27 protein-coding genes are annotated in these 25,738 nt (G+C 57.0%); 4 read left to right on the forward strand and 23 right to left on the reverse strand.

Annotation, left to right across the window (positions count from 1 at the left end; genetic code table 11):
• Positions 1-148: 148 nt before the first annotated feature.
• Both ACR0I7_RS13025 and ACR0I7_RS13030 read left to right on the forward strand, forming a co-directional pair.
• Positions 149-763, forward strand: a complete 615-nt coding sequence (locus tag ACR0I7_RS13025; RefSeq protein WP_480511681.1) for a hypothetical protein — start codon at positions 149-151, stop codon at positions 761-763.
• Positions 764-779: 16 nt separating this feature from the next.
• Positions 780-1,559, forward strand: a complete 780-nt coding sequence (locus ACR0I7_RS13030) for a pentapeptide repeat-containing protein (protein WP_480511683.1) — start codon at positions 780-782, stop codon at positions 1,557-1,559.
• A 6-nt stretch (positions 1,560-1,565) separates the two neighbouring features.
• On the opposite strand, the gene ACR0I7_RS13035 is transcribed toward ACR0I7_RS13030, so the two are convergent.
• Positions 1,566-2,597 (reverse strand): quinoprotein relay system zinc metallohydrolase 2, encoded by a 1,032-nt coding sequence (locus tag ACR0I7_RS13035; RefSeq protein ID WP_480511685.1) that lies wholly within the window; start codon positions 2,595-2,597, stop codon positions 1,566-1,568.
• 122 nt (positions 2,598-2,719) lie between these two features.
• Here ACR0I7_RS13035 and ACR0I7_RS13040 point away from each other — a divergent pair, with 122 nt between their 5' ends.
• Entirely contained in the window at positions 2,720-3,532 is an 813-nt protein-coding gene (locus ACR0I7_RS13040; RefSeq protein WP_480511687.1) for a quinoprotein dehydrogenase-associated SoxYZ-like carrier, read from the forward strand.
• A gap of 18 nt (positions 3,533-3,550) precedes the next feature.
• Here the strand turns inward: ACR0I7_RS13040 and ACR0I7_RS13045 are convergent, their stop codons facing one another.
• The 18 genes from ACR0I7_RS13045 to ACR0I7_RS13130 form a co-directional block, all read right to left on the reverse strand.
• Positions 3,551-3,922 carry a hypothetical protein gene (locus ACR0I7_RS13045; RefSeq protein ID WP_480511689.1) on the reverse strand — a complete coding sequence of 124 codons (372 nt, stop codon included), beginning with the start codon at positions 3,920-3,922 and terminating at the stop codon, positions 3,551-3,553.
• Positions 3,919-4,593 (reverse strand): hypothetical protein, encoded by a 675-nt coding sequence (locus ACR0I7_RS13050; RefSeq protein ID WP_480511691.1) that lies wholly within the window; start codon positions 4,591-4,593, stop codon positions 3,919-3,921. The genes ACR0I7_RS13045 and ACR0I7_RS13050 overlap by 4 nt, the downstream gene beginning before the upstream one ends.
• Before the next feature lie 45 nt (positions 4,594-4,638).
• Positions 4,639-6,894, reverse strand: a complete 2,256-nt coding sequence (locus tag ACR0I7_RS13055) for a hybrid sensor histidine kinase/response regulator (RefSeq protein WP_480511692.1) — start codon at positions 6,892-6,894, stop codon at positions 4,639-4,641.
• A 2-nt stretch (positions 6,895-6,896) separates the two neighbouring features.
• On the reverse strand, positions 6,897-8,054 hold the full coding sequence (locus ACR0I7_RS13060) for an FIST N-terminal domain-containing protein (protein WP_480511694.1): 1,158 nt from the start codon (positions 8,052-8,054) through the stop codon (positions 6,897-6,899).
• A 9-nt stretch (positions 8,055-8,063) separates the two neighbouring features.
• Positions 8,064-8,918, reverse strand: a complete 855-nt coding sequence (locus ACR0I7_RS13065; RefSeq protein WP_480511696.1) for a response regulator — start codon at positions 8,916-8,918, stop codon at positions 8,064-8,066.
• Complete coding sequence (locus tag ACR0I7_RS13070) at positions 8,893-10,074, reverse strand: hypothetical protein (protein WP_480511697.1); 1,182 nt, start codon at positions 10,072-10,074, stop codon at positions 8,893-8,895. The genes ACR0I7_RS13065 and ACR0I7_RS13070 overlap by 26 nt, the downstream gene beginning before the upstream one ends.
• On the reverse strand, positions 10,071-10,745 hold the full coding sequence (locus tag ACR0I7_RS13075) for a hypothetical protein (RefSeq protein WP_480511699.1): 675 nt from the start codon (positions 10,743-10,745) through the stop codon (positions 10,071-10,073). Before ACR0I7_RS13075 ends, ACR0I7_RS13070 begins: the two co-directional genes overlap by 4 nt.
• Positions 10,742-11,641: a vWA domain-containing protein gene (locus tag ACR0I7_RS13080; RefSeq protein WP_480511701.1), complete on the reverse strand. Its 900-nt coding sequence runs from the start codon at positions 11,639-11,641 to the stop codon at positions 10,742-10,744. The genes ACR0I7_RS13075 and ACR0I7_RS13080 overlap by 4 nt, the downstream gene beginning before the upstream one ends.
• On the reverse strand, positions 11,638-12,615 hold the full coding sequence (locus ACR0I7_RS13085; protein ID WP_480511703.1) for a VWA domain-containing protein: 978 nt from the start codon (positions 12,613-12,615) through the stop codon (positions 11,638-11,640). The genes ACR0I7_RS13080 and ACR0I7_RS13085 overlap by 4 nt, the downstream gene beginning before the upstream one ends.
• Positions 12,593-12,964, reverse strand: coding sequence for a hypothetical protein (locus ACR0I7_RS13090; RefSeq protein ID WP_480511705.1), 372 nt, complete (start codon positions 12,962-12,964; stop codon positions 12,593-12,595). Before ACR0I7_RS13090 ends, ACR0I7_RS13085 begins: the two co-directional genes overlap by 23 nt.
• The gene (locus ACR0I7_RS13095; RefSeq protein WP_480511706.1) at positions 12,961-13,866 is read right to left on the reverse strand and encodes a DUF58 domain-containing protein; all 906 of its coding nucleotides are present in this window, start codon (positions 13,864-13,866) and stop codon (positions 12,961-12,963) included. Before ACR0I7_RS13095 ends, ACR0I7_RS13090 begins: the two co-directional genes overlap by 4 nt.
• Entirely contained in the window at positions 13,863-14,819 is a 957-nt protein-coding gene (locus ACR0I7_RS13100) for an AAA family ATPase (protein ID WP_480511708.1), read from the reverse strand. Before ACR0I7_RS13100 ends, ACR0I7_RS13095 begins: the two co-directional genes overlap by 4 nt.
• A gap of 84 nt (positions 14,820-14,903) precedes the next feature.
• Entirely contained in the window at positions 14,904-15,830 is a 927-nt protein-coding gene (locus ACR0I7_RS13105; RefSeq protein ID WP_480511710.1) for a hypothetical protein, read from the reverse strand.
• A gap of 258 nt (positions 15,831-16,088) precedes the next feature.
• Complete coding sequence (locus ACR0I7_RS13110; RefSeq protein ID WP_480511712.1) at positions 16,089-16,322, reverse strand: hypothetical protein; 234 nt, start codon at positions 16,320-16,322, stop codon at positions 16,089-16,091.
• A gap of 5 nt (positions 16,323-16,327) precedes the next feature.
• The gene (locus ACR0I7_RS13115) at positions 16,328-16,969 is read right to left on the reverse strand and encodes a nucleoside/nucleotide kinase family protein (protein ID WP_480511714.1); all 642 of its coding nucleotides are present in this window, start codon (positions 16,967-16,969) and stop codon (positions 16,328-16,330) included.
• Positions 16,966-17,772 carry an ATP-binding cassette domain-containing protein gene (locus ACR0I7_RS13120; protein WP_480511715.1) on the reverse strand — a complete coding sequence of 269 codons (807 nt, stop codon included), beginning with the start codon at positions 17,770-17,772 and terminating at the stop codon, positions 16,966-16,968. The genes ACR0I7_RS13115 and ACR0I7_RS13120 overlap by 4 nt, the downstream gene beginning before the upstream one ends.
• Positions 17,748-18,818, reverse strand: a complete 1,071-nt coding sequence (locus ACR0I7_RS13125) for an ABC transporter permease (protein ID WP_480511717.1) — start codon at positions 18,816-18,818, stop codon at positions 17,748-17,750. The genes ACR0I7_RS13120 and ACR0I7_RS13125 overlap by 25 nt, the downstream gene beginning before the upstream one ends.
• Before the next feature lie 117 nt (positions 18,819-18,935).
• Positions 18,936-19,955: a substrate-binding domain-containing protein gene (locus ACR0I7_RS13130; protein WP_480511719.1), complete on the reverse strand. Its 1,020-nt coding sequence runs from the start codon at positions 19,953-19,955 to the stop codon at positions 18,936-18,938.
• 185 nt (positions 19,956-20,140) lie between these two features.
• On the opposite strand from ACR0I7_RS13130, the gene ACR0I7_RS13135 reads away from it, so the two are divergent.
• A complete protein-coding gene (locus tag ACR0I7_RS13135) occupies positions 20,141-21,340 on the forward strand; it encodes an ROK family transcriptional regulator (RefSeq protein ID WP_480511721.1) in 1,200 nt (399 codons plus the stop codon).
• Positions 21,341-21,694: 354 nt separating this feature from the next.
• Here the strand turns inward: ACR0I7_RS13135 and ACR0I7_RS13140 are convergent, their stop codons facing one another.
• From ACR0I7_RS13140 to ACR0I7_RS13155, 4 genes are all read right to left on the reverse strand, one after another.
• On the reverse strand, positions 21,695-22,552 hold the full coding sequence (locus tag ACR0I7_RS13140; RefSeq protein ID WP_480511723.1) for an ABC transporter permease: 858 nt from the start codon (positions 22,550-22,552) through the stop codon (positions 21,695-21,697).
• On the reverse strand, positions 22,549-23,415 hold the full coding sequence (locus ACR0I7_RS13145) for an ABC transporter permease (RefSeq protein WP_480511725.1): 867 nt from the start codon (positions 23,413-23,415) through the stop codon (positions 22,549-22,551). The genes ACR0I7_RS13140 and ACR0I7_RS13145 overlap by 4 nt, the downstream gene beginning before the upstream one ends.
• Before the next feature lie 3 nt (positions 23,416-23,418).
• On the reverse strand, positions 23,419-24,525 hold the full coding sequence (locus ACR0I7_RS13150) for an ABC transporter ATP-binding protein (RefSeq protein ID WP_480511726.1): 1,107 nt from the start codon (positions 24,523-24,525) through the stop codon (positions 23,419-23,421).
• A 63-nt stretch (positions 24,526-24,588) separates the two neighbouring features.
• Entirely contained in the window at positions 24,589-25,650 is a 1,062-nt protein-coding gene (locus ACR0I7_RS13155; RefSeq protein WP_480511728.1) for an extracellular solute-binding protein, read from the reverse strand.
• Positions 25,651-25,738: the final 88 nt, after the last annotated feature.

Here is a 25,738-nt window from a genome sequence, read left to right on the forward strand (position 1 = left end):
TTGGCGCCGGAATCATTCACAGCCGGCTGCTTGGGTCGAGTATGAGGGCCAGCCTGAGGATCAAACAATTAAGACAATGGTGTGTATTGGGTTGAATGGACTTAGCGCGCAGATTTCATGCATAGTATCCGCGTGGAGGAGAGCTGTGATGTCGAACGGCAAGCTTATTGTTATGGCGCTGGCCTGGCTTGGCGCGGCCAGCCCAAGCCTTGCCGCGGATTTTTCCGATCCAACCTGGCCGTGTATCCAACGCAAAGTCGAGGATCTGTCGCTAGGTCTTATGTGGCCGCACCAAATCGCCGAGAACGCGGCCGCTCAACACAGTGCAGAGATCGACGAAATCGCCGGGCTGCTGTCCCTAAGGCGGATCGAGCTGGAAGAGTTGCAGCCTCAGGTCGCCGAATTTGCAGCGCGCTATAATGGCGACCCGGATGTGTTGGGATTGGTGTTCCAACACGTCTTCGACACCCTATCGAAACGCCGCAAACGTATCATCGCCGGGATCGGAGAGTTTTCGCTGAACCAGATCGATATGGCCGAAAAGATTGACCTGACCCGTGTGGAAATGGAGCAGGCGCTGTCTGCTGAGCCGCCGGACTACGATCGCGTAGACGCTCTGGAAGAGCAGTTGGATTGGGACCAGCTGATCTATTCCGACCGCCAGCGCTCGATCACTTATCTGTGTGAAACCCCGCAAATCCTCGAACGTCGCCTGTTTGCGATTTCGCAAATGCTGCAGCAGTTGACGACGGATCAGGGTTAACGCGCAGGAGGGGCACATGAGACCCTTACTGATCATACTACTCGCTTTCACGCCTCTGTCGGCCCTTGGTCAGTCACCGCTCAGTGGTGTGGATATGTCATTGCCCAAAATGACCGAGGCGCAGATGACCCGCGCCGATGTCGTCGCCCGGCTGAACGCCGCCACACCCGACGCCCCTGCCGATTTCACCCGGATCTGGCTGAACAATCTAGACTTGTCCGGGCTGGATTTTAGCAATGCGATCCTGCGGGCTGCATCGTTGAACAGCTCTGATTTGTCGGGATCCACCCTGGACGGCGCGATTCTGAGTCAGGCCTGGATGCTGGGCGCAAACCTATCAGGCGCATCGCTTGTCGGGGCTGAGCTGTTTCAGACCCAGCTTGGCCAGGCAGACCTGAGCGATGCCGATTTCACAAAGGCCAGAACCGCCGCTGACTTCACCAAGGCGAACCTGACCCGGACCATATTCAAGGGAGCGGATTTCTCGGCCGACATGCGCAACCAATCGATGGGCCTTATGCGCGGCGTGCTGACCTCGGCACAGGGAGCGGACGTCGATTTCACCGATGCGAGAATGTCCCGCGCTGATCTGGAGTTTGCCAAGCTCCCAAACGCGGATTTTACTGGTGCGGACATGTCGATGACCACTCTGGGTGGGGCAGACCTGACCGGCGCCAAGGTCTCTGGCGCGGATTTTACAGATGCTGATCTGACCGCAACGCGACTGACCGATATTGAAGGGGCAGATCAAACTAATCTGGACGCCGCCAAAAACCTGAATCGGGCCATTCGCTGACCGGCGCTATTCCCATTCAAGCTCGGTAAACGCAACCGTTGCATTGCGCGGGTTATACGCCTCAAACAGGTCCCATTCAGCCGCTTCCCCCTGCGCAATTGTTTCAACCGCATCACCCAGACGCTGGCCACTGTCGATGGCCGCCCGCGTGTCGGTTTCCAGCACATTTAGATAACGCGCCATATCCCGGGCACCGTCGGGCCAGGCCAGAATAGGGCCGCCATGACCGGGGACAATTTGAGTGACGTCCAGCCCGGTCATCTGTTTCAGAACACGCTGCCAACCGATCAGCTGGCCGTCCAACGCCGGAGTATGCCGGTGAAACACCAGATCGCCCGTGAACATGACGCCCGAGTTCACATCCGTCACTGTAAGGTCATTCCCGGTATGGGCTCGGGGCCAGGCCCGCAGGACCAGCGTGCGCCCGCCCAGATCAATTTCTTCTTCGCTCTCAACGGTCAGATCGACCGTGATTGGACCAACGCCTAGATAGGCACCGGGACCTATGATCGCGCTGAGGCTTTCGACATAGTTTCCCAACCGGTCCAACAAAGCTCTCTCTAACCCGGCATGACCAACGACCTGCGCGCCCGTCAGGATCAAAGGTGCGGTTCCGAGTGTGTGATCGGGATGCATATGGGTCAAAATGACGTGACTGACGGGTTTGTCTGTCTCTGCGCGGATGGCCCGCCAAACCGCCTCTCCCATCCAGGGGGCCGTTCCGGTATCGATCACGGCGACACTGTCCTGCCCGATGACAAATCCGATATTCGACACATCCCCCAGATTGTCGGCGTTGGGCTCTTCAATCCACCCGCGATGTACAAAAAGACCGGGTGCGGCCTCTTCGAATTCCAGTTTCTGACCAACGGGTTGGCAGACCGGATCACCACTATGCCGCTCGGAGAGCTGCGGCGGCGTGATCTCCAGCTTCTGTTCGCAATCGGCCTGAGTTGCCGCTTCGTAGCCCGGCAAAAGCTGTTCCCGGCAAGGCTCTTTCGCGGCCTGCGCGCATAGCAAAATCACGGCTTCGAACATGATATCCCTCCGCCTCAGAACTTGGCACAGATCACCACCAGCGCCACACCGCCTTTCGTCGGCATATATTTTTTGGGTGTTTTGTGGCATATTCTGCGGCACCGGTTGCCGGAGGAGACAACATGGCCAGAGCATTAGCACCCGCAGCGATCCTTTCACTTGCGCTGTCCCTGCCCGCATGGGCGGAACAGCCGGTCAAGAATCCGCTTGTAGACGGCGAAACCTGGCAGGACCTGCGATATGATGTTGTCGGTGACGCCCAGATCGGTGATGCGGACACGTTGATTGCGCTTGAAGCGCCCTATCGGGCACATGATGCAGCAACGGTGCCCATCGTCTTGAAGCAACTGGATCCCAATGCCGAGATATCTGCCGCTACAGTGGTCATCGACGAAAATCCGGCGCCGATCGCAGGTGTCTTTACCTTTTCAGAGGCCATGGGCGCGCTGGATTTCGAAATGCGGGTTCGCGTGAACCAATACTCCAACGTCCGCGTGATTGCCGAAACGCCTGACGGTCTGCACATGACGGGCCGCTTTGTCAAAGCGTCGGGCGGCTGCTCGGCCCCGGCCAGCAAAGACCCCGAGGTCGCCCTGGCGTCGATGGGCAAGATGAAGCTACGCAGCTTTGGACAAGAGGCGCAGGTTTCGACACCGCGCCGCGAGGCTCAGATCATGATCCGGCATCCGAACTATTCCGGCCTGCAGCGCGATCAGGTCACGCAACTGTTCATACCTGCGCATTTCATCGACCATATCGAGGTCTGGCAGGGCGAAGAGCTGTTGTTCACCATGGATGGCGGCATTTCGATCTCGGAAAACCCGGCATTCCGTTTTGCCTATAACGACAACGGCTCGACCATGTTGACAGTCAAGGCGACAGATACCGAGGGCAACACGTTCGAGAAAGACCTGCCGAAAGCGGCGGCCAGTTAAGCGCCATTCGCGTTTAGCTCAGAAACAGACAACCTCGGCCTCGGCCTGCGCCCGACGCAGGTCAATCACTAGGTTTTCGGCCATCACTGCGCTTTTGAAGAACGCCATGCGTTCGCCTCCGACCCTACGCATCGACAGAACGGTTTCCGCCTGTTCGTATTGCTCAAAAGGCAAGATCGAAGCGATCAGATCAATCGAGCAAGAGCACCTGTCCAACATCTCGCGCGTCTGGCCATTGGTGATCATGCAGGCGAATACATAGTCCGCGCGTGCCGCAGTTGGATAGTCGTTGAGCCGGTCCGCAACGCTTTGCGCAGATGCTGACGGGGCCGCCAGACAGGCCGCAATTACAACTGCAATGGGCTTCCACACATGGCCTGAGCCAGTCATTCGCGCTCCTCCTGTAATCCTTCAAACTGCATTTCCGACCGATAAACAGCCGCGCCTCCCCCTTCGGGCATGGCTTCGGCAACAAGGCTCAGATACCAGCCCGGAACCTGATCCGATACGGTGACGCTGAGGATGAGATCCCCAAAGCCCCGCATACGGTCCCGGTTGGGATCTTCGGCAAAGGGACGCATGAAGATGGTCTGCACGGGCACGGTTTTGCCATCGACCACCGCCTCACCCTCGACCACTTCGGCGGGCTGGACCAGCGCGTCTTTGACGCGGTTGCGGATATAAAACGGGCTTCCCCCGGCAGACTCAGCCATATCCCGGATAACGCTTTCATAGAACACCATGATCATCGGATTTCCAACGCTGGCCGGGAAGACACCCATCGCGCGGTGCTTGTTGTCCTGCCGAAACTCCAGATGTGCCATTTCGGTTCCGTCGTCCCGAAAGCTGAGCGCGATATCTCCGGTATCGCGTTCCGCCGCATCGGGCCTCAGTTGGTTTGTGACCGTACGCTGATAAACCAGTTCCTTATCGCGCGAGATGGTATCCAAAACGCCGTTTTGGAACAGCAAATCATAAGCCTGCTCGGCATTGATTGGCGCAGCCGACACCGGCTGCAAACTCAACACTGAAAAAGCCAGCCCGCAAAGAAGCAATCTCATGACTTTGTCCTCCCATGGATGAGAGTATGGGCTAATCGCTCCATGTCACCGCCGACTTTTGTCTGTGTTGAGCGTTTGGGAGATCAACGCGCGCTGGGTCTTCCAGATGATCAGGGATCGCAGCCGCGGCAGTTTTACCGGTTTCGTCATCACCGAGATCTCATGCCGCAACCCGTCTTTGCGCAGCGTTTCGCTGCGATTGGCCGTGATTAATATCGCCGGCACCTGAGCCTGTGTCATCTCCCGAATCTGGCAGATTGCGTCTACGCCAGTTTCTCCGTCATCCAGTTGATAGTCTGCCAGAATGATATCCGGTGGCATCCCAATATCCGTGACGAATTGCATCGCTTCTTGCGGCGACCGGGCTGCCAGGACACTGGCCCCGTTCTGCTCCAACCACTGCGTTGTACCAAACAGTACATCGCGGTCGTTTTCGATCACCAGAACGATGAAATCCAATGGCACATCACCCGAATTCGCCAGAAGGTCCAAAGGCTCAATGGTGCTTTGCGCTGCTTCGACCCTGTCCATTTCGATGCTAAACACCGATCCCATACCGGGCTTTGACCGCAGCGACAGCTTGTGACCCAAGAGACGGCAGGCACGGTCCACCACAGACAATCCCAGCCCCATGCCAGACCCCAATGGCACGTTCTCGGCTCGCGTGAATTCCTCGAACACGCGTTCCTGATCTTTGCGTGCGATCCCGATACCGGTGTCCCAGACCTGCAAAATAACTTTGTCACCGCGCCTGCGACACCCCACCAGCACCCGGCCTCCGGGCTCGGTATACTGGATGGCATTCACCACCAGATTCTGGATTGATCTCAAAAGATAAACCGGATCGGAATTCACGATCTCTGAACACGGAACCACGTCAAGCCGGACATTCTTGTTCTCAGCAACCAAGGTCTGGTCACCCTGAATCCCAGCAATCATCGACGCAAGACTGACATCGGTAGGGGACACTATGTCAGGATCAGCCGTTTCCAGCCGCGAGATGTCCAGCAACGAATGCAACAACTGTTCGGCTGAACCGAATGCACCCTCCAACCGCTCCATCATCTCATGAAACTCGGTCTCTCGCGTGATCTCCAAAAGGGTCGAGATCATCAGTTTTGCCGCATTGATCGGCTGCAGCAAATCGTGACTGGCCGCCGCCAGAAACCGTGTCTTGGAAGATACTGCGGCTTCGGCACGTTCCTTTGCGATCCGCAGCGCCTCTTCGACCTGTGCTTTTTCTTCATATTCCTTCACAAGCTTAGCGTTCGCATGGGTCAACTCAGCCGTGCGTTCCATGACCCGGTTTTCCAGTGTCTCGGTTGCGCGTGCTTCCAGCGTCACGTCTTTCAGTTCGACCAGAAAACCACCATCTGGCAGTTGATTGACCTGTATGTCGAGCACGTGATCCGCCCCGTCTCGGACGCGTTTGCGCAGCCAGCCGCGGCTTCTGAGTTCATGTTGCCACTTGTCGACTTCAAGCTCGTCATCTGCCTTGATCAACCCGCGTGCGCGCATCAGATCCAAAAGGGTTTGCACCGGCATGTTTCCCTGCAAGAGGGACAGGGGCAGGTTCAGAATTTCCCGGAACCGTGCGTTGTGCATCATGATCTTGGCATCAGAGGAAAAGGTGCAAACACCCGAGCTCATGTTCTGGAACACAGCCTGAAGATAGTCTTCCTGCCGATCAATCAGGGTTTCTTTCTCATCGCGGTTCCGACGAACAACCGACGTAATATCGGTGAGCAGAATGACCACATTCTGGGACGACGTGTATTGCGCGCTAAGCTGATACCAGCGGTCGCCGCGCAGCTCGATCACATCGCTTGACACCATGCCTGTGTGACAGTTGCGCTCGAGCGTATCCAACATATTCGATATGCCGTGATCGGATGATACGAACTCAGGGCTGTTCTGCACCAGCAGAAAGAACCGCCCCAAGGTGAGGCCGGGTCTGATCATGTCGGACATGTCAGGAAAAATCGCCTGAAACAACTCGTTGCACAGGTTCAGCTCACCATCGGTGAACAGCGCGAACCCTTCCTCCATAGAGGACAGCGCCTTAACAAGGCTCTTACGGGTTTGTTCGCGTTCGTATCGGGCGCTTTCCAACTCGGTGGTTGCACGCTCCAGATCGCGACTCTGCTCCATCACTTGCTGCTGCAGTTCGATCGCCGACTGAAAGGCCAGAAACGCCGATGGTCCGACATCTTTCTGGCGACTCGCGCGCCGCATCAACGCATCAATGATCTTGGCCTGTTTGGAAACCTGAATCTCAAGCGGATCGTCTGGATTAAGCATGCTCAGCTCAGGTCCCGCTTCTCTGGTTCAAAGAAGGCGACCCCCACAAAGGTCTGGTTCATATGAACACCGGATTGCTGCTCTCCGTAGGTATTGAAGCCGACCACCCGGTGGGATTGCAGAACGTCCGAGACCTGATTGCTCAACTGCTTCTGCTCGATTTCCAGCTTGCGCAAGATACAGTCGAACCCAAGAATGAAGTCCGGTGCGGTTCCCGTATTGTCCCGCACATCCAGCCCGGCCTTGAGCGTTTCGATGATTTCTTTCCCACGCCCGAGGGTCATAATAAGCCCGTCATCAATCGCCGCGAGAAAAGACAGGGAATCCCCCTCCATCGGCTCGCGAATAGCACGCACATAGTAGTTCAGGTTCTGCCTCAGAAGCAGCGGGTTTTCAGCGAACACCAGCGGCGAAAGATCCTCGGCGGCACAACCAACCAGGCGCGCATATTCCTGCGCGGCCGGGGCTCCGTTGATCTCATAGACGACACGCTCTTCGGGGTCTGCGTCAGTAATAATAACCTCTGATCCGATAGGCAGGAAATGATCAAATCCGATACCCTGGAAACCAAGATTGGTTTCAATCAGCAGCAGAACTGCCGCATTGGAGTGCGCGCTGCCGCCATGAAAAACAAAAGTCTCTTCATATTGCAGCCCATCTCCGGCAGAGCCGCCAAATATCGGCAACCCGTCCAGAACGGTTTCCAGAGTTGAGACCAGCAGGTCTTCCTGCTTGGACAAGCCGTCTGTGAACACCAGTGCCAGCCTGTTCCACCCGGCGGTATGGCGGAATCGTTCGGCTTGCCGCTGTGCGGTGGCCGCGATTTCGGTCGAATCCAACGGCCTGAGGTCTTCGAACAGAATGGACGAACATCGAAAGTTGGACCTGGGAAAGGCCAGCAACAAAAGGGCATCCGATTCATACCCCGACCGCGTGATCTGTCCCGCAGTGGTGCAACCGAAAACAGGAACACCCGCGAGGTTCTTGTCCAGGCAACGCGACACCGCCGCAGGGTCCAGGCTGCTGGGAATAAAGGCCAAGACAAAACAGGATAAGTGACAATCGATTTCCGCACAGGCTTCTTCAACGGCCGTCGTCGGGTCCACGGCAACGGAACGGCCTATCGCGATGAAATTCGGCCCGTGCTCAAGATCCCGCATGTGTACCCCCTAGTGTTGAAGAAAGGACTTAACCTCCGGCTCATGTCGCGACTGACGGGCGACAACTGAATCGACCAGCACGGCAGCCTGGGTCCGATTGCGCACCCCAAGGCGGCGCAGCAAAGCGGTGATATGCGCCTTGACTGTCGCCTCAGCCAAGGACAGTTCATATGCGATCTGTTTGTTGGATTGGCCGACGCAGATAAGCTTGAGAATCTTGACCTGCTGTGGGGTCAGCGAGGAAAGCTCGGGGCTTGACTGATAAACCGCACTTTCGGGTGGCTTAGTCTCTTCCAAACGGCTGTATTCGGTCGGAACGTACTTACGGCCGGCTGCGATCTCCTGAATGGCCAGTTTGAGCGTTTGCGCCGGGGTGTCCTTGGGCAAAAAACCCATTGCGCCGTGATCCAGTAAAGACCGCACAAGCTCACCCGAGGCCAGCGAAGAAATCACCAGAACCCGAGCCTTTGGGCAGCGCTGCCGCAACTGCTGAAAACCTGAAATACCGGTCACGTCAGGCAATTTGAGATCGAACATAATCAGATCAGGTTTGAAGCCGTCGCCGAGTATCTCAAATGTCTGCTTGAGCGTATTGGCTTTTTCGATCCGGCAATTCTCGAAATTCACTTTCAATGCCGATGCCAGTGCATCGCTGAACAGCGGATGGTCATCCACGATAAGCACGCTGGACACCTGGTCCACCGGTTTAGGGCATCCCCCAGTATACATTGCTTCTCCTCCGAGAGGAAAAGTACAGCATTTCGTGATCAGTTCAACTGTTTCGTTTTTGTGCAACCGAAAGATACCATAAATAACAAAAGCTTGATGAGCCACGGGTCTAATTGTCGAGGAACCTCTTTGCAAAAGCCTTCAAATCGGGTGCCGCCGCTTCGGGATCAAATATCTGGCGGTCGAAGGCTCTAATGCGCTCAAGGCGCCCCAGTGACGGGCCATCGCGGCCCAGAATCGCAACCGCCGCTTTTCTTACGCCATCTGCGCGGCCCGCTTTTGCAAAACGCCGCATATCACGCACCAGAGGATCAAAAAATGCAAAGCGCTGCAGCGCCTTTGATACCGCGACCCTGTGCCCCAACATGCCCAATGCCAGACCCGCCCAAAATACCAGAACCGCCAACGCAACCGCAGGCCAGCCGGGCAGCTTCGCCGCGGGCCGCGCCGCCTCAGCTCCATCAGTAGGCCCCTCTGCGGTGGCCGTACCATAGGCAATGCGCTGCGGCGAGATGACGACCTCGCGCGCTTCTCGTGCCACGGTGTCGAAATAGCTGAACTCCAATGGCTCAACGATGCCCGACGTGCCATTTGAGGGGCGAATGGTCCAGCGCCAGAACGCATAGGTTACAGGCCCCTCTGGGGTCAGTTCGACCAGCCGTTTCTCAGGATGCGCGAAGATCAGAGCCGAGGGTGATTTCAGCTCGGGCATCGGGGGGATCATCTCGGGCGTTGCGCCCAAAGCCTCCAGCCGGATGACGCGCAAGACACCTTCGCCCGCCGCAAGTTGATCCGGCGCATTCGACCACTGGTCCGAGATTTTCAGTTCACGCACCGGGAACCACCAGTCCCGCGTCGCCGGTGCCTCGGCCACCTGCAGAGTCAGGGGTTCCGATTGAATCTCATACTCGAACCAGTCGTCATGCTCGTCGGTCAGGGTCAGCTTGTGGACAAACGGACCAATTATCAGATCGCCCGACTCGACCGGGTAAATCGCCATCTGCCGGGTAAACACCTTGTATTGCCGGCCATTGATCCTTTCTTCCGACCAGTTGTCCGGCCCTAGCTGTGCCCAACTGAACCCTTCGAAATCGGGTTGGATCAGCTCTTCGCGCGTGATGTGCCGACGATAAACACCCCGGATCGTCAACAGCACCATCTCACGGGTGAAAGGAATGGCGGCATCCTCTTCAATCGTGACCTCGATGGACACCTCGGAGGGCAGCACTGTCTTTGATTGCGCCAACACCGGAAACGGCAAGGCAAGGAATAGAAAGATCAGCCACTTCATTCAGGGCTCTCCGGCTCGGGAGGGGAAAGGCCAAGTTTCTCTCTGCGTTTGTGTTCCTGCGCAATTCGGGCCGCCATGAACTCGCCCGGAACATCGGACAACTGGCTGAGCCAGCGTTGGTCTGCCACCATGAACTTGTCATCAAAAATGCGCCGCACCCCCAATCGTCCGCGGCCGTCCAGCTCGGCAAGCCCCAGCATCGTGTTCGAGTTCGTGACCTCGCTGCCCGTTCCCGCCGCGCGCGCATCCCCACGCGCCACAAAGCTCTCGACCTTAGGGCCGGATTTGCGTTCAGGCAAAAGACCCAAAGCCTCGGGATCGATCTGCAACCCCGCATAATAGGCCGCCAACACATCAAAGTTCACCTGAGCGTCCGCGTTACCCTGGCCGATGGCCTGATCATAAGCCTCAAGCGCGGCGGCCAGACGGCCATTCTGCGCCTCTGCATTACCAAGATTGTATGGATCACCGGCGCTTGCGAACGCCTCGGCGGCCTTGTTGAAATCCCCGGAGCGATAGAGGGCAACACCTTGCCAATCCGGATCGGAGAACAGCTTTGCTGCCATTGGGTGCAGGCCAAGCGCAAGCGCAACGCGGCCAAAAGGGGCAGCGCCGCCTAGCGCAAAGGCAAGCGCAACACACGCGGCCCCCGCTATCGCAAGCCATCTCATGCCCGCTCCCTCCAGAACAAAAACAAGAGGGGGAGCAGAGCGAGAGACAGCAGATATCGCCCCAGATCGTGCCAGAACAGGATCGGATAGTCTGCGCGCTCCAGCCGGGTTGCCGCATCGTCGGCCAACCAGAGGGCCAGATCATCTGTTTGGTCCGCTGTGAATACGGCACCACCACCGACACTCGCATGGGTTTGCATCTGCGCTGTCGGAGTGTCCAGCGAAACCAAAGACACCCGCGCCCCGCGCGCGGCAAGAGACGCGGCCTGTTGAAGCGAAGGTATACCCAGCCCGTCTCCGTCGGTAAACATCATCACATCACCGGCCAGGATACCGGCCTCTTCAATCCGTTGCATCGCCAGAGCCAATGCGCGTTCAGGTCGCGATCCCTTGTCGGGAACGGTTTTTCCGTCGATCAGCGAGAGCGTTTGCCCCAACTGCCGATGATCGGTTGTCATATCTGTTGCGACATAGGCATCGCCTGCAAACACGATAATCCCACCAGGCCGAGAGCCCAGCGCGCTGATCCCGAAGCGCCCCATGCTTAGTAATTGGGGCCAGCGGTCATGGTTTGCCACGCTTTCTGAGGCATCGACAACCAACAACACCCCATCCAGATTACGATAAGTCAGCGCGCCCCGCCGTTCGATTGCGGGACCGGTCAGAGCGATGGCAATGATTCCGGTAGTTAACAGAAGGGCGGCAGGCGTCAGCGGGAAAGAGCCGCCTTCGATCCGGCCAATCACGGCCATCGCTTTCATAAGCTGAGGGTCGGTGACCCTGTTCCAGGCGCCGAACCCTCCGGTGCGAGACAATATCCACCAGCCAAGCCCAAAGAGTATGAGCACAGCAAAGCCCCAATACGGTCTGAGCAGGGTGACATCCAACTCACTCATCGCGCTTGCCTCCAAGCCGCCAACAGGGAGAATGCGGCCGCCAGCGCTGCAGGCCAGATCCAAAACGCCTTGTGAACTTCAGCCGCTAGGCCTGCGCTATCTGTTGCTTCCAACCGGTCCAGTACTTGTGTCACGTTGATCAGGTCATCGGTGGTTTTAACACGAAAGGCCTCGCCGCCCGACACCTCTGCAATCGCGCGCAGAGTGGCCGCATCGACAACGCCGCGTTCACCGGCCTCAGCGGTTTGCAGGTCTTTGGGGCCAAGTGCAATTGTATGAACCCGCACTCCCATCTCGGCCGCCAGTTCCGCCACGCCACGTGGATTTGTCGCCCCTGCGTTGTTCACCCCATCCGACAACAGGATCACAACCCGCGACGCTGCCTGGCTGTCGGCCAGACGCTTCAGGGCAAGGCCCAGACCATCTGAAATATTGGTCGCGCGGCCCGAGATACCGATCGTGGCCTCTTCGATCCGTCGCGCGACAGCTTCGGTGTCAAATGTGAAAGGCGTTGCGAAATAGGCCTCGGATCCGAACACGATCAGCGCCACCCGATCGCCCGCGCGGCGGCGGGCGAACTCGGACCCAACATGCGTCACCGCCTCCAGCCGGGTAATGGGACGGTCATCAAGATGAAAGTCATCCCGCACCATCGAGCCCGAAAGATCCAGAACAATCGCAAGGTCTCGTCCGGACACCTTCAAAGCGCTGACCGGCTGCAGTTCTCGCGGGCCGGACATGGCAAAGACAACCAGCGCCCAGATGCCCCACAACACGAGGCGGTCAGCGAGACGTCGGTTCGCTGTGTCCCCTTGCGGGGCGGCTGCCAAGAGCATCGCGGCGATGCGGTCCGGAACCGGAAATCCGCGTTCGAATACCGGACGTGGTTTCAGCAAAAGCACGATGACCACAGGCAGGGGCAGCAACAGCAAAGCCCAGGGATCCGCAAGCTCAAACACGGCCCGAAACCTCATCTTGCAGGGTCTCCAGATCGGGGCCCCCGCCGGGTTGGTATAGATCGCCGGTCAGTTCAGAGTACCGCGTCGGATTCTGAGCCCGTAACCTGTGCAACAGGGCCACCCGGCGCCGCTCAGTGGACCATCCCGGTGGTTCAGCAAGTTGATCGGATGATGCAAACGATCTTTTTGCGGCGGTCTTGATGCTGAGGAACCGCAAACAGGCAACGCAACCAACAGAGGCCAGCGCAGCGACACCAAAAACAGCGGCATATTCGGCAAGCGCCCCGCCCGCGGCCTCGGGCGGCAAATGAATGTCCCGCAGGCTGGCCAGCATCGTGGCCTCAGAGAGGGCTTTCTCGCTCATACCATGTATCTTGCGGCAAAGGCAGATGAAATGCGGCGCGAGGTGTGTTCAACCGGGTCGCTGGCATTCAACACGAGCGCAGGATGTGTCGCAACTTTCTGATAGGTCAGCTCATTCAACGGCTGATCCTCAGCCAGATAAACACGCTTTTGCTGCCCATCCGACAGGCGGACCGGATACCAGCCATGCGGCATTTCATGCGTTTTGCTTTCGGTCACAAGAACCAGACGCGGGTTGCGGCGATGATCCAGCCGGTTCAACAGGTCTGAAAAGCCATCCCCAGGCTGATCAAAACCCGATGCGATGATGACCTCGGACCCCGTGGGCGCCAGACGTTCGATGCCGGACAGCGCCTGCTCCAGCGTCCAATGCGCGTCTTCGCCATTTTGCAATGCGGTCAGGCTGCTTGCATGCGCCTGCACCAGACCGCCGATCACGTCCAGCATACCACGCGTTTTGCCCCGCGGCGCTACAATGACGGATACCCCGGTCGTAAGGGCCAGCAAACCCACGCGGCCACCGCTTTCCACCATGTGCCATCCAATCAGAGCCAAAGCCTCGGCTGCGGCAACCGAAAGGAACGCCCGCTGCAGGCCCCAGAACATCGGCGTACGAAAGTCGGCCACCAGCAAGGCAACCCGATCCCGTTCCTCCTGAAATTGTCGGATATGCAAACGTCCGGTGCGCGCGGTGGTGCCGCGATCCAGATGCCGGATGTCATCCCCGGCCACATATTCGCGCACATCTGCGACCTCTATCCCCTGCCCGCGCTTTTGGGTCAGAAATCCTCCGGGCAAAGCTGCCACATTAGGATTTTCATGATCTGTCAGCGCAATGTGTCGCAAGGCGATCAAGGCATCTGTTGTCAGGCTTACGCCTGAATGTGCCAGCGCATCCGTCACAGCGGCTCGACCATATTCAGGATATCGGCCACCAGCTCGCGCGGCTTTTTCCCATCTGCAACAGCCCGCCATGTCAGCACCATACGATGCGCCAGCGCATCCGGCGCAACGGCGGCCACATCCTCGGGCAAGGCGAAATCGCGGCCGCGCAGATAGGCGCGCGCACGTGAGGCCGACGCCAGCGCCAGCGACCCCCGAGGCGAGACGGCATGTTCCACATGTTCGGCAAACGGGCCTTCGCGGGTCGCAGTTACCAGCCGCACAATATAGTCCCTTAATTCCGGGGCCACGTGAACCGCCTGTGCTGCGGCGCGCGCAACCTTCAGCTCTTCGAGCGTCATCTGCTGCACCTCCGGCGGCCCATCCTTGGTTTCCGCGATGACCAGATCCAGAATCTGACGTTCGGTTTCCAAATCAGGTAGGGTCAGAACGACGTGTAGTAGGAATCTGTCCAGCTGCGCCTCGGGCAAGGGAAAGGTTCCATCATGTTCAATCGGATTCTGGGTCGCAATCACCAGAAATGGGTCTGGCAGAGCATGTGTCTCATTGCCCACTGTGACCTGATGCTCTGCCATGGCTTCCAGCAGGGCAGACTGCACCTTGGGCGGCGCGCGGTTGATCTCGTCAACCAGCACCAGAGTGTGAAACACGGGTCCCGGAACAAACTCAAAACCGCCTTCATGAGGCTGGTACACGGGCGTGCCGGTCACGTCCGACGGCATCAGGTCCGGCGTACACTGAATACGCGCAAAACTGCCCTCGACAGCGTTCGACAACCATTTGACCGCGCGTGTCTTGGCCAGCCCAGGCGGCCCTTCGACCAGAAGATGGCCGCCTTCCAGCAAGGCGATCAGCAGCGTTTCCACCAGATGCTCGTGGCCAACAAGCCCCTGTGACAAGCACCCCAACAGGCCCGCAATCGCGCGCGGCGGGTTTTCAGGCCTTGTGTCCATATGTCCTCCCATAGGCCCTGAGGGCGCAATACCTGCGCTCAGGCTAACCGGACTCCGCCAGTCATAAAAACCTACCCGATGGTATTACCTTGGCACCCGAGCAGAGGCTGTGCAGCCTTCGTCAAACAGGGTTGCAAACGCCGGGTTTTCCAATGTTTCGTCTGTCTGCGCCCAAAGGCGATCATATTGGCTGTCGATGTAGTCGATAAAGCCGGGATCAATGGTCTGATCCACAGGAGATTGCGCCACAGCGTGCATCATGAAGATGTCGAACGCGCAAAGACCGCTGGGGTTCGAATTCAAAAGCGCACGCATAAAGTCATGCGAACTCCATGGCAGCCGCTGCAGGTTCACCGGTGTCTCCTGCAGTTTGGACATGAAGCCCGTCGACTTATCATAGAGCAGGACATCCATGCCGAATGTGAAGGACTGAAACAGCTCTTCCAGAAGGATCGATTTGTGAAAGTCTTGTTCAAGCTTGCCTGGGCGATCATGGGCGGGTTGCTTGACCACAATATGGGTCCCCTGCCCCCGGTAGCCAAAGAATGTCTGCGCCATCGCAGGAGATGTCACCACATAAGCGCGCCCCGCAGGCAGCCCAAGCTGATAAACGTCACTGAGCCAGTCGATATCTGCCGACAGATCGCGATTGGGCGGGTATCCTGAATAGAGCCGCAAAATCACAGTTCGGCCGGTGCCGCAATCCCGCGCCGAGGGGCCTGCATACCGCATGGGTGTCGGTTGCCCAAAGCTGTGTTTCAGCAACTCTCGAAAGGTATTCAGAACCGCCAGCGTCTGCGGATGCGGCTTTTCACCGACAAGGCAAAGGGCGGCACCGGCCAGATCGCGCCCGTTTATATGAACGGGTATCGCCATATCGCGGCGCAGCATGGTTGCGCGCAGTTCGTACCCCCACCCTTGCTGCGCAAGCTCGATATAGTCGCGCTTATCCGCATGAAGCACGTTTGCAAAAGCAGTAATCGTTATGATTTGCAGCAGAAGATAGCGCATACAATCCCTCTTAAGGTGAAACGCATCGTATCTTGAATGCCCCCACCATCCAAGCCGAGAGATACCCTTGCCACACTCAGGCCGGCCCATCGCGCGCCGGGCATGACCACGGATTCAAACCGTATGTCACAACATCTATGCCCAAAACCAAGCCACTATCCCCGGCATTCGCCCTATCAGAGGCGATGGTTGAGACAGATTTGATCCGACATGCCTCTATGACCACTTAATGCGCTGGGTCGGTACGCGGCAGGGTCGCTACAGTTGCACCCGCATCGACCGGAAACTGCCGGCAAGATTGATATCGAGAAGCGCCAGCAGGTCGGCATCCGTCGTGTTCCAAAGCGACCGGTCCAACAACGCCTCGGCCGCGTTGATCAGACAGTCCACTCCGCCAAGGCCATCAACGGCCTCCGAAAACCGTGTGTCATTTGAATGGGCGAGGATCAGCGTCAGAGGATCGCCTCTGAGCCCGGCGGCCCGATGGCGCAATCAGTTTAGCTCTGAGTCAATGTAAGATCGGCTTTCCGGCTCTCGCTGATGACAAGCCTGGCATTGGGCAGATCGTTTGTCTTTGCTCGTTGCAAGGCGGTTTCGGGATCAAGCCCATGCGTGATCCATCTTTGTTGCAGCCTGGCTTCAAGTTCCGCCAAAGGAGGGCTGACAAATACCGTTGCGGCATAGACATCCGCCAATGTTCTCCACGGGTCGCGATTCATCAAGAGGTAGTTCCCCTCGACCACTACAACCGGTGTTGTCGGATCAACGGCGATCGCGTTGGCAATGGCTTGATCCATCTGGCGATCGAATTTGGGGTGAAAGACCTCATGTTGCGCAGACTGCAACGCTCTGATCGCATTACAAAATCCGACGTCGTCGAAGGTTTCTGGCGCGCCCTTTCTGGCCAGCAAACCGCGCGCCTCAAGCAGATGATTGTCCAGATGGTAGCCATCCATAGGGACCAACGTCGCAAAGGGAACAGCTGAGCTTTGTCGCATGTTCAACGATTGCACGACAGTCTCTGCCAGTGTGGATTTTCCCGATGCAGGGGGCCCGGCAATCGCAACGATCATCCGCACCCCAACCTGCCTGCGTGCGGAGATCAGGTCGCAAACGCGCATCGCATCCTGCTCAATCACGCCGCGTCCTCTTTTGGGGGCTCTTTGGCACCGGTCATAAAGGCCACCGCGTCGGACATTGTGTAATCTTTGGGGTCGATCGTGCAGAGCCTTCTACCCAGCCTGTGTATGTGGATACGGTCGGCAACTTCGAAGACATGCGGCATGTTGTGGCTGATCAGAATGATCGGAATGCCGCGCGCGCGCACATCCTGGATCAGTTCAAGCACCTTGCGGCTTTCCTTGACCCCCAAAGCCGCTGTCGGTTCGTCCATGATGATGAACTTGCTCGCAAACGCGGCGGCGCGCGCAACCGCGACGCCCTGACGCTGACCGCCCGAGAGCGTCTCGACCGCCTGGTTGATGGATTGAACGGTCATCAGCCCAAGCTCGGTCAGCTTTTCACGGGCAAATTTTTCCATAGCGGGCCGGTCGAGCTGGCGCAGGTATTTGCCCGCGAAGCCCTGTTTGCGGATCTCGCGCCCCATAAACATGTTGTCTGCGATGGACAGGGCCGGCGACATTGCAAGTTGCTGGTATACGATCTCGATCCCCATGTTGCGGGCGTCGATCGGCGAGGTGAAGTTGACCTTTTTGCCTTCAATCAGAATTTCGCCCTCATCCGGAATCGTTGCGCCACATATCGCTTTGACGATAGACGATTTGCCGGCGCCATTGTCTCCGATCACGGCAAGGATTTCCCCCTGCCGTAGTTCAAAGTCAGAATGGTCTATGGCGGTAACGTGGCCGTAACGTTTTACGATACCACGGCCCTGTACCACTGGTGTTGTGTCCGACATCAGCCCGATACCTTTCTGATCCATTGGTCGACCGCGACCGCTGCGATGATGAGAAGCCCGATGAGGAGGAAGGTCCATTGCGCATCTGCACCCAGCAACCTGAGCCCGAGAGTGAAAACACCAACGATCAACGCACCAAAGAGTGAGCCCAGGATCGATCCGCGCCCGCCGAACAACGAAATGCCGCCGATGACAACCGCAGTGATGCTTTCTATATTGGCAAGTTGCCCGGATGTCGGTGAGACCGAGCCGATCCGGCCGATCAGGGCCCAGCCGGCAAAAGCACAGATCAGGCCGGACAACATATATACGGACATGAGTGTTCTGTGAACGTTGACGCCGGACAATTCGGCCGCCTCGGGGTCGTCCCCGACGGCGTAGACATGCCTGCCCCAAGCAGTGTGCTTGAGCGCATAGGCCAACACAAAGATCAGGACGAGCATGAAGATGACGCCGACCGTAAACGTGGCCCCTCCAATGCTGAACTTGCTGCCAAAGAACTGAAGAAACGGTGCATTTGCCTCAATATCCTGGCTGCGGATGGTTTCATTTGCAGAATACAGAAAATTGGTGGCCAGAATGATCTGCCACATGCCCAGCGTGACGATGAAAGGTGGGAGCTTGACTCGGCTGACAAGCCAGCCGTTGACGGCGCCGATCAGGGTGCCCATGGCAAGGCCGCACATCACAGCTATTGGAGCCGGTATGCCATATCGGAATGAGAACTGCCCCATGATGACCGACGAAAAGACCATGATCGCGCCCACGCTCAGGTCAATCCCGGCTGTCAGAATAACCAGGCTTTGCGCCGCAGCCACGATGCCGACAATCTGAACCTGCTGCAGGATCAGGGTCATCGCGAAGGGTGAGAAAAACTTTGATCCCAAAAGCAAGCCAAAGATCAAAATCGCGCCGATCAGGACGATAAGGGGCACGAAAGACGGATTGACATGGAGAAGATGCTGCAGTTTTCCCAGCGCGCCATGTCTGTTGTGCTCGAACTCTGCCACGGTCTCGGGACGCGTTGCGGCAGTCCCAGGTTCCTGGGCACTTTGGTTTGCGTCAGACATATCTCTCCCTTTTTTGTGGCCGGATGCAAAACCACAATGTCAGTTTACAGCAAGTTCAGATGTCCAGGCGAAAGGAATAGTGAGGCGTTTATAACGCCTCACGCCTTGGGTCAGTATCTAACCCCAGCAGAGCTTCAGGCCTTCGGCAACCGAGATAGATTCAACACCATCCACAGGTTGATCGGTGATAAGCGCGACGCCGGTGTCGTAGAAGTCTTTTCCCGGTGTGTTTTCAGGCTTCACGCCTTCCTCGGCCCATTTCTTGACAGCCTCTACGCCCAACGACGCCATCAAAAGAGGGTATTGCTGGCTTGTGGCTCCGATTACTCCGGCATCGACATTTTGGACACCGGGGCACCCGCCATCGACCGAAACGATCAGAACATCGTTTTCGCGGCCGATTGATTTCAGGGCTTCGTAAGCGCCAGCGGCCGCTGGCTCATTGATGGTGTGCACCACGTTGATCGTCGAATCCTTGGCCAGCAGGTTTTCCATCGCGCGGCGCCCGCCTTCTTCGTTGCCGTCCGTTACATCGCTGCCGACCAGACGCGCATCCGTTTCGTCACCGATGACATTGGGGTCGGCAAGCTCCACTCCGAAGCCATCCAGAAAGCCTTGGTTACGCAGAACATCCACTGTCGGCTGGCTGACGTTCAGATCAAGCGTCGCGATTTTCGCATCCGCTGCCGCATCGCCCATTGTGGCTTTGGCCCATTGTCCGATCAACAGACCGGCCCTGTAGTTGTCAGTCGCGAATGTCGCGTCCGCAGAATCGATCGGGCTCAGCGGTGTGTCCAATGCGATGACGAGAACACCAGCGTCACGCGCCTGCTGAACGGCAGGAACAATCGAACTTGTGTCAGACGCCGTCAGAAGAATTCCCTTTGCGCCGTCGAGAATGCAGGTTTCGATGGCCTGAACCTGGGTTTCGTGGTCGCCGTCGATTTTACCCGCGAAGGCCTTCAAGGTCATGCCAAGCTCTTCCGCTTTGGCGGTCGCGCCCTCTTTCATCTTAACAAAGAAGGGATTGGTATCTGTTTTTGTGATCAGGCAGACAGTTTCGCCAGCTGCCTGGACAGAGGCCGCCGCCATCGTCAGCGCGGTCGCGGATGCGGCAATCTTGAATAGATTTTTCATATTGTCCTCCCAGAAAATTATGTTGCCTCGCGCGGCGTACCAGCGGGGCTGTCCTTCATCCTCCAATGAAGGTCCTATTCAGGAAACTGTGATTCTGGTCTTGCTGTCAATAAATAAATAAAGTTTATTTATTAATTTGACCGAGCGTCTTTTCATAGGAAAATAAGGGGTTTATGTTCAGGTTTATGGAGAAGGACGCGCTCAAAATACTAACTGGCGGAGTAAGTCAAAGCGGCGTTCGCGATCACAATGAACGTCTGATTTTGACGGTTTTACAACGGCATGGACCTGCGGCCGGCGCCGAGGTTGCGCGATTGACAGGGCTCTCTCCTCAGACGGTATCGATCATTCTGCGCAAGCTGGAAAGGGATGAGATTCTCAAACGCGGAACGCCTTTGCGCGGTAAGGTCGGCAAGCCGTCGGTACCCATGGAGCTGAACCCGGAAGGTATCCTGTCGGTCGGAATGAAGATCGGACGACGCAGTGCCGACTTGCTTTTGATCGATTTCACGGGCAAGCCGCGCCGTCAGTTGTCCACGACCTATGACTATCCGTTGCCGGAGTCGGTTTTCGGTTTTCTGGAATCGGGTTTGGAAACGCTTCTTTCTCACGAACCACAGCGGCTTCGTGACCGCGTATGTGGCATAGGAATTGGCACCCCGTTCGAGCTTTGGAAATGGCATGACCTGTCCGGCATTGCCGCCAAGAAATTCAGGTCTTGGAAGAATGTAAACTTCTTCTCCGAGGTTGCCAGATTCAGCGATCTGCCGGTTTTTGTCGTCAACGACGCGACGGCGGCCTGCCACGCAGAGCACTTATATGGTCGTGGAGCAGAGTATCGAGACTATTTCTATTTTTTCATAGGCTCGATGATTGGCGGCGGCGTCGCGTTGAACGGCACGGTATTCGAAGGCAACCAGGGCAATGCCGGAGCCTTGGGCGCGATGCGTACAACAGGTCCTTTGGGGGAAAGCCAGCAACTGATCGATACCGCCTCGCTGTTTTTGCTGGAGGATCGGTTGATCGAAGCCGGAGTTGATCCGGGGCTTTTGTGGAAGAAGCCTCAAGATTGGAGCAGCATTGCACGATATGTCGAACCATGGCTTGGAGCGACCGCGCAGGAACTGGCCAAGGCGTCGCTTTCAATCTGTGCTGTCATCGACTTCGAGGCCATTTTCATCGACGGGGCGTTTCCGCCGGAGGTTCGGGAAGAACTGGTCTCAAGGGTGCGCCGTTACTTAGTCAACCAGGACAAGCGCGGTCTAATCCCTCCGGTCGTTGAGGCTGCGGCGGTCGGAGGAAACGCCCGCGGTATCGGCGCGGCAAGCAGCCCGATTTTCCGCCAGTTCCTGTTAGACACGAATGCGGGACTGTCCGGCATGTAGCGAGAGCACCTCGCTAGGCAACTTTCCGAGTAGGGAAGGCTGGAACGTGTATGCCTTGGAGCGGCTGTATGTCGGCGACATTAGAGTAAATCCCATGCAAGCGGCTCGACTGTGCGTTCGAGGCCCGCGATCGCAGCACTGCAAATCTAACGGTCTACGTGGCCGTGGTGCTCCCCCAACAAACTTGTCTTACAGTGTTTCCTTCTACTCCCCCGAATGAATCGCATTGTCAAACACCAGGACCAAAGCAAGCGTTGCAACTGACACACCAATGGTCGAACGCGCGGCAAAAAAGCAACCTATGCAAGATACACATGCACCATTCCCCGCAAGGGCAGGACTAAGGTCCGGATTTTATTGAGCTTCAGATTTCTGAAAGAGCAATGACACCAGCCCGAGTATGGCCGACACAACAATCAGCAGCAGGGACACAGCGTTAAGAACGGGTGTTGAACCCTGTTTAAGCTTGTCGAACATTGTAATCGTTAGCGGCGATTCCGAGCCAACCAGCATCAGTGTGGTATTAAAGTTCTCGAAGCTCATCAGCATGGCGACCACTGCGGAGGCCACAATTGCGGGCAGCAGGAAAGGAAGGGTGATCTGCCGGATCGCACCCCACTTGCTGGCCCCCAGATTCAATGCGGCCTCTTCCAGACTGGGGTCAAACTTTTGCAAGCGGGCCGAGATCACAAGGGTCGCAAATGTGGTGATGAACGAAAACTGCCCAAGGATCACCAGGATCAGGCCGGGTCTGAGGCCGTCGAACCAAAGGCCTGTTGCATCTTCCAGCGTGTTTGCCACCGAACTGGAGAAGACGAGGATCGAAATACCAAGGATCACGCCGGGAATGATCAGCGGTAGCAACATAAGCATGTAGAGGAGCGCTTTGCCCTTGAAGTGATGACGCACAAACAAGAACGCGTTGCAGGTGCCGACGAAAACGGAAAAACCGGCGACCCAAACCGCCACAAAGGCCGATGTCCCGATGGATCGCATGATTGATCGTTCGTTAAAAACACCGATGAACGGGGCTTCGTTGCCAAAGAACCATGCCAGCGTGAACCCCTCCCATGGCAACGATGGGAAAACGCTGTTGTTGAATGCAAAGGCGCAAACAACCGCCAGCGGCAGGGCAAGATAGATAAAGAAAACCGCGACATAGGCGCGATAACACAGCTTGGTGAATGTGGGTTGAGGAATGCTGGGTATCATGAGCGCCCCATCGTTTCAGAGAGCGACTGGCCCGACAGTTTCAGACCCAAGAAGACCACAAGTGACGACAGCCCCAACAGCAGAAAGCCGAATGCTGACCCCAACTCCCAATTAAATCGGGTGATGAACTGGGTGTAGATCATGCCGGTGAACCAAAGACTGTCTTTCCCACCCAGCAGGATCGGAGTCAGATAGTTGCCCAAGGACAGCATGAAGACGACGATGCAACCCGAAACGATGCCGGGCATGGCATGAGGGATCACGATCTCTCGCATGATCGAGATGCTTGTTCCGCCCAGATCGTAGCCTGCTTCGATCAGGCTGTCATCCAGACTGTCGAGCGTGGTGACGAGCGGAACAACCATGAACAGGATCGAGGTGTAAACAAGGCCCACCATGATGGCGGCATCGTTATACAGCATTTCAACCGGTCCGCTCGCCAGCCCCAGATATTGCAGGACGTTTGAAAACACGCCCGTTTCGCGCAGCAGGATCATCCAACCAAAGGTGCGCACCAGTTCCGAGACCCAAAACGGGATCATGCACATCAAAAACAGCGTTGTTTTGGTGCGTCCCTTGGTGAGCTTGGCGATGTAGTAAGCAATCGGAAATCCAAAGATCAGTGTCAAAGCCGTGGCCAGAACAGACATGATCGCGGTTCGCGCAAAAGTGCGCCAATAGAGCGGTTCGGTGAAGAACGCAGCGTAGTTGTCAAAACCTGTCTCGTACTCACGCGGGCCGATTTTTTCGCTGATGGATACGAAGAACAGCCCGACATGCGGCAGGATGATCAACACGGTCAACCACAGCAGGATCGGTGCCAACAGCAGATAGAACCCCAATCGGGAGGTATCGGATACCATGGGTTAATCCTCCGCCGCCGGATAACACCGTGCTTGCGCTGGCTGCCAGCGCGTACGCACCGCGTCGCCCTTTTGCAAAGAGGTGAAATCACCGGTTTGCGGCAGCGCGGCTTTCCAACTGACGCCGTCCGCTCCTTTCACAGTCACCATACTGTTGGCGCCGTTGAACAGAACATTCTCTACCGTGCCGGGGCTGATATTCGACGCTTCGTCGGCATCAGCACCGTTCGGCAGCAACTCAATGGCCTCGGGCCTTAAGAAGACCTGTACTTTCTGCCCGGCCCGCAGCTGTTCTTGCCCGGAAGCGACACGAATGTCTGAGCCGCCATCCGCCCTGAGCGTGAGCATCCTTTCATCGGTCGCAACAACCTGCGCAGATATCTTGTTGGCGTCTCCGACAAATCCAGCAACAAAGGCCGTGTCCGGCGCGTGATAAACGTCATAAGGTGTGCCAATTTGCTCGAACCGTCCATTGTTCATCACCGCGATGTTGTCGCTCATCACCAATGCCTCGGATTGGTCATGCGTGATATATACAAAAGTTGTGTTGAAGGCCGATTGCAGCGCCTTAAGCTCGACCTTCATATGCTCGCGCAGCTTCAAATCCAGCGCGCCCAGCGGTTCGTCCAGCAACAACACGTCCGGTTCCAGAACCATGCACCGGGCAATCGCAACGCGCTGTTTTTGCCCGCCGGACAGTTGATCGACCCGGCGCTCTGCCACATTCGGCAGCCCGACACGTTCAAGCACCTTTTCCACACGCGTTTTGATTTCAGATTTTGAGATGCCGCGCTGGCGCAACCCAAACCCTACATTGTCGCCGATATTCATCGTCGGAAAGAGCGCGAGGTGCTGAAAGACCATCGATACCGGGCGCTTGTTCGGAGGCACTCCGATCATGGACTGGCCCTTAATCAGCAGATCCCCAGCCGATGGGGTTTGAAAGCCTGCAATCATGCGCAACAAGGTCGTCTTGCCACATCCCGACGGGCCAAGGATGGAAAAGAATGAGCCTTGCGGCACGTCAAAGCTGACATGGTCGACGGCGCGGAATGTGTCGAAATCCTTGATCAGATCACGGCATTCAAGGTCAGGGGCGGTGCTTGTCAAAATGCAACCTCGCAAGATGCAAAAGGGCACCCGAAGGCGCCCCTTTTATCTGGTGTTTCAGCCCTAGTTGGCTGCGTTGATGCGGTCCAGCGTCGCGCCTTCAAGCGCCTCCAGGCCAGCGGGTACAGGTGGGTACCATTTGATGTTGTCAATCGCGGCCTGATCAAAGCTGCCCTGATAACGTGCTTTGAGGTCTGCATTTACGCCTGCATCGCCATCTACGGCTGCGGTGAAGTTACCAGCTGAGTTGGTAATCATCGCCGCGATATCGGGGCGCATCACAAAGTTGATCCAGTCATAAGCGGCATCATCGGCCCGACCACGCGCCGGCAGAACGAAGGTGTCGATCCAGCCCAATGCTCCCGCTTCTGGCGCGACAAATGTGATATCCGGATTGTCGGCATTCAGCTGCCAACCGCCGGTATCCCACGCCATCGATGCGATGACTTCGCCCGAGCGCAGGAGGTTTTTGATCTCGTCCCCGCCGCCCCAATAGGCTTTTACATTCGGTTTGCATTCCGTCAGCTTCGCTTCGACCTGATCCAGAATGCCCTGATACGCTTCGGTGTCACCATAAGCGGCAAAAGGATCGAGCCCCATGGAGTATGCAAAACCGATCAGCGTCGGGCGTTTGAGGCGGTAAGAGACCTTGCCGGCAACAGAGGCGTCACAGAGATCGGTATAATCGGTCACATTCCCGGCTTCCGCTGTGTTCACAACAAGACCACTGGTTCCCCAGACGTGCGGCAGGCCATAAACCTCACCATCAAAGGTGGTGTTTCCAGCCGTCGCGCTCAGCATCGATGGAATGAACAGCTCCGCATTTACACGTGACATATCGATGGGTTTGTAGATCCCAAATTCTTCCTGCGCGCTGGTAATCCTATCTTGGCTGGGCTGAGCCAAGTCAAACCCGCCACCGTTGGTCGCACGCAGTTTTGCGATCATTTCTTCATTGTTCGAGGTCGTCACTTCGACCGTGTGGCCCGTCTCAGCCTCGAACTTCGCAATGACATCTTCTGGCGCGTATCCACCCCAGGTCAACAATCTCAGCGTATCCGCCTGTGCCGTCGCCGCGGCGAGCGCGGACACTGCTACAAGTGACGTAAGTAATGAATATTTCATAGTTTTCTCCCTTGGTTGATCTGGCGATGCGAAGGTAGATATGCCTCTTTTTGTAACAACATTAAGTCAAACTGACCAATGGTGCTTG

Source organism: Ruegeria sp. AM1 (assembly GCF_056540745.1).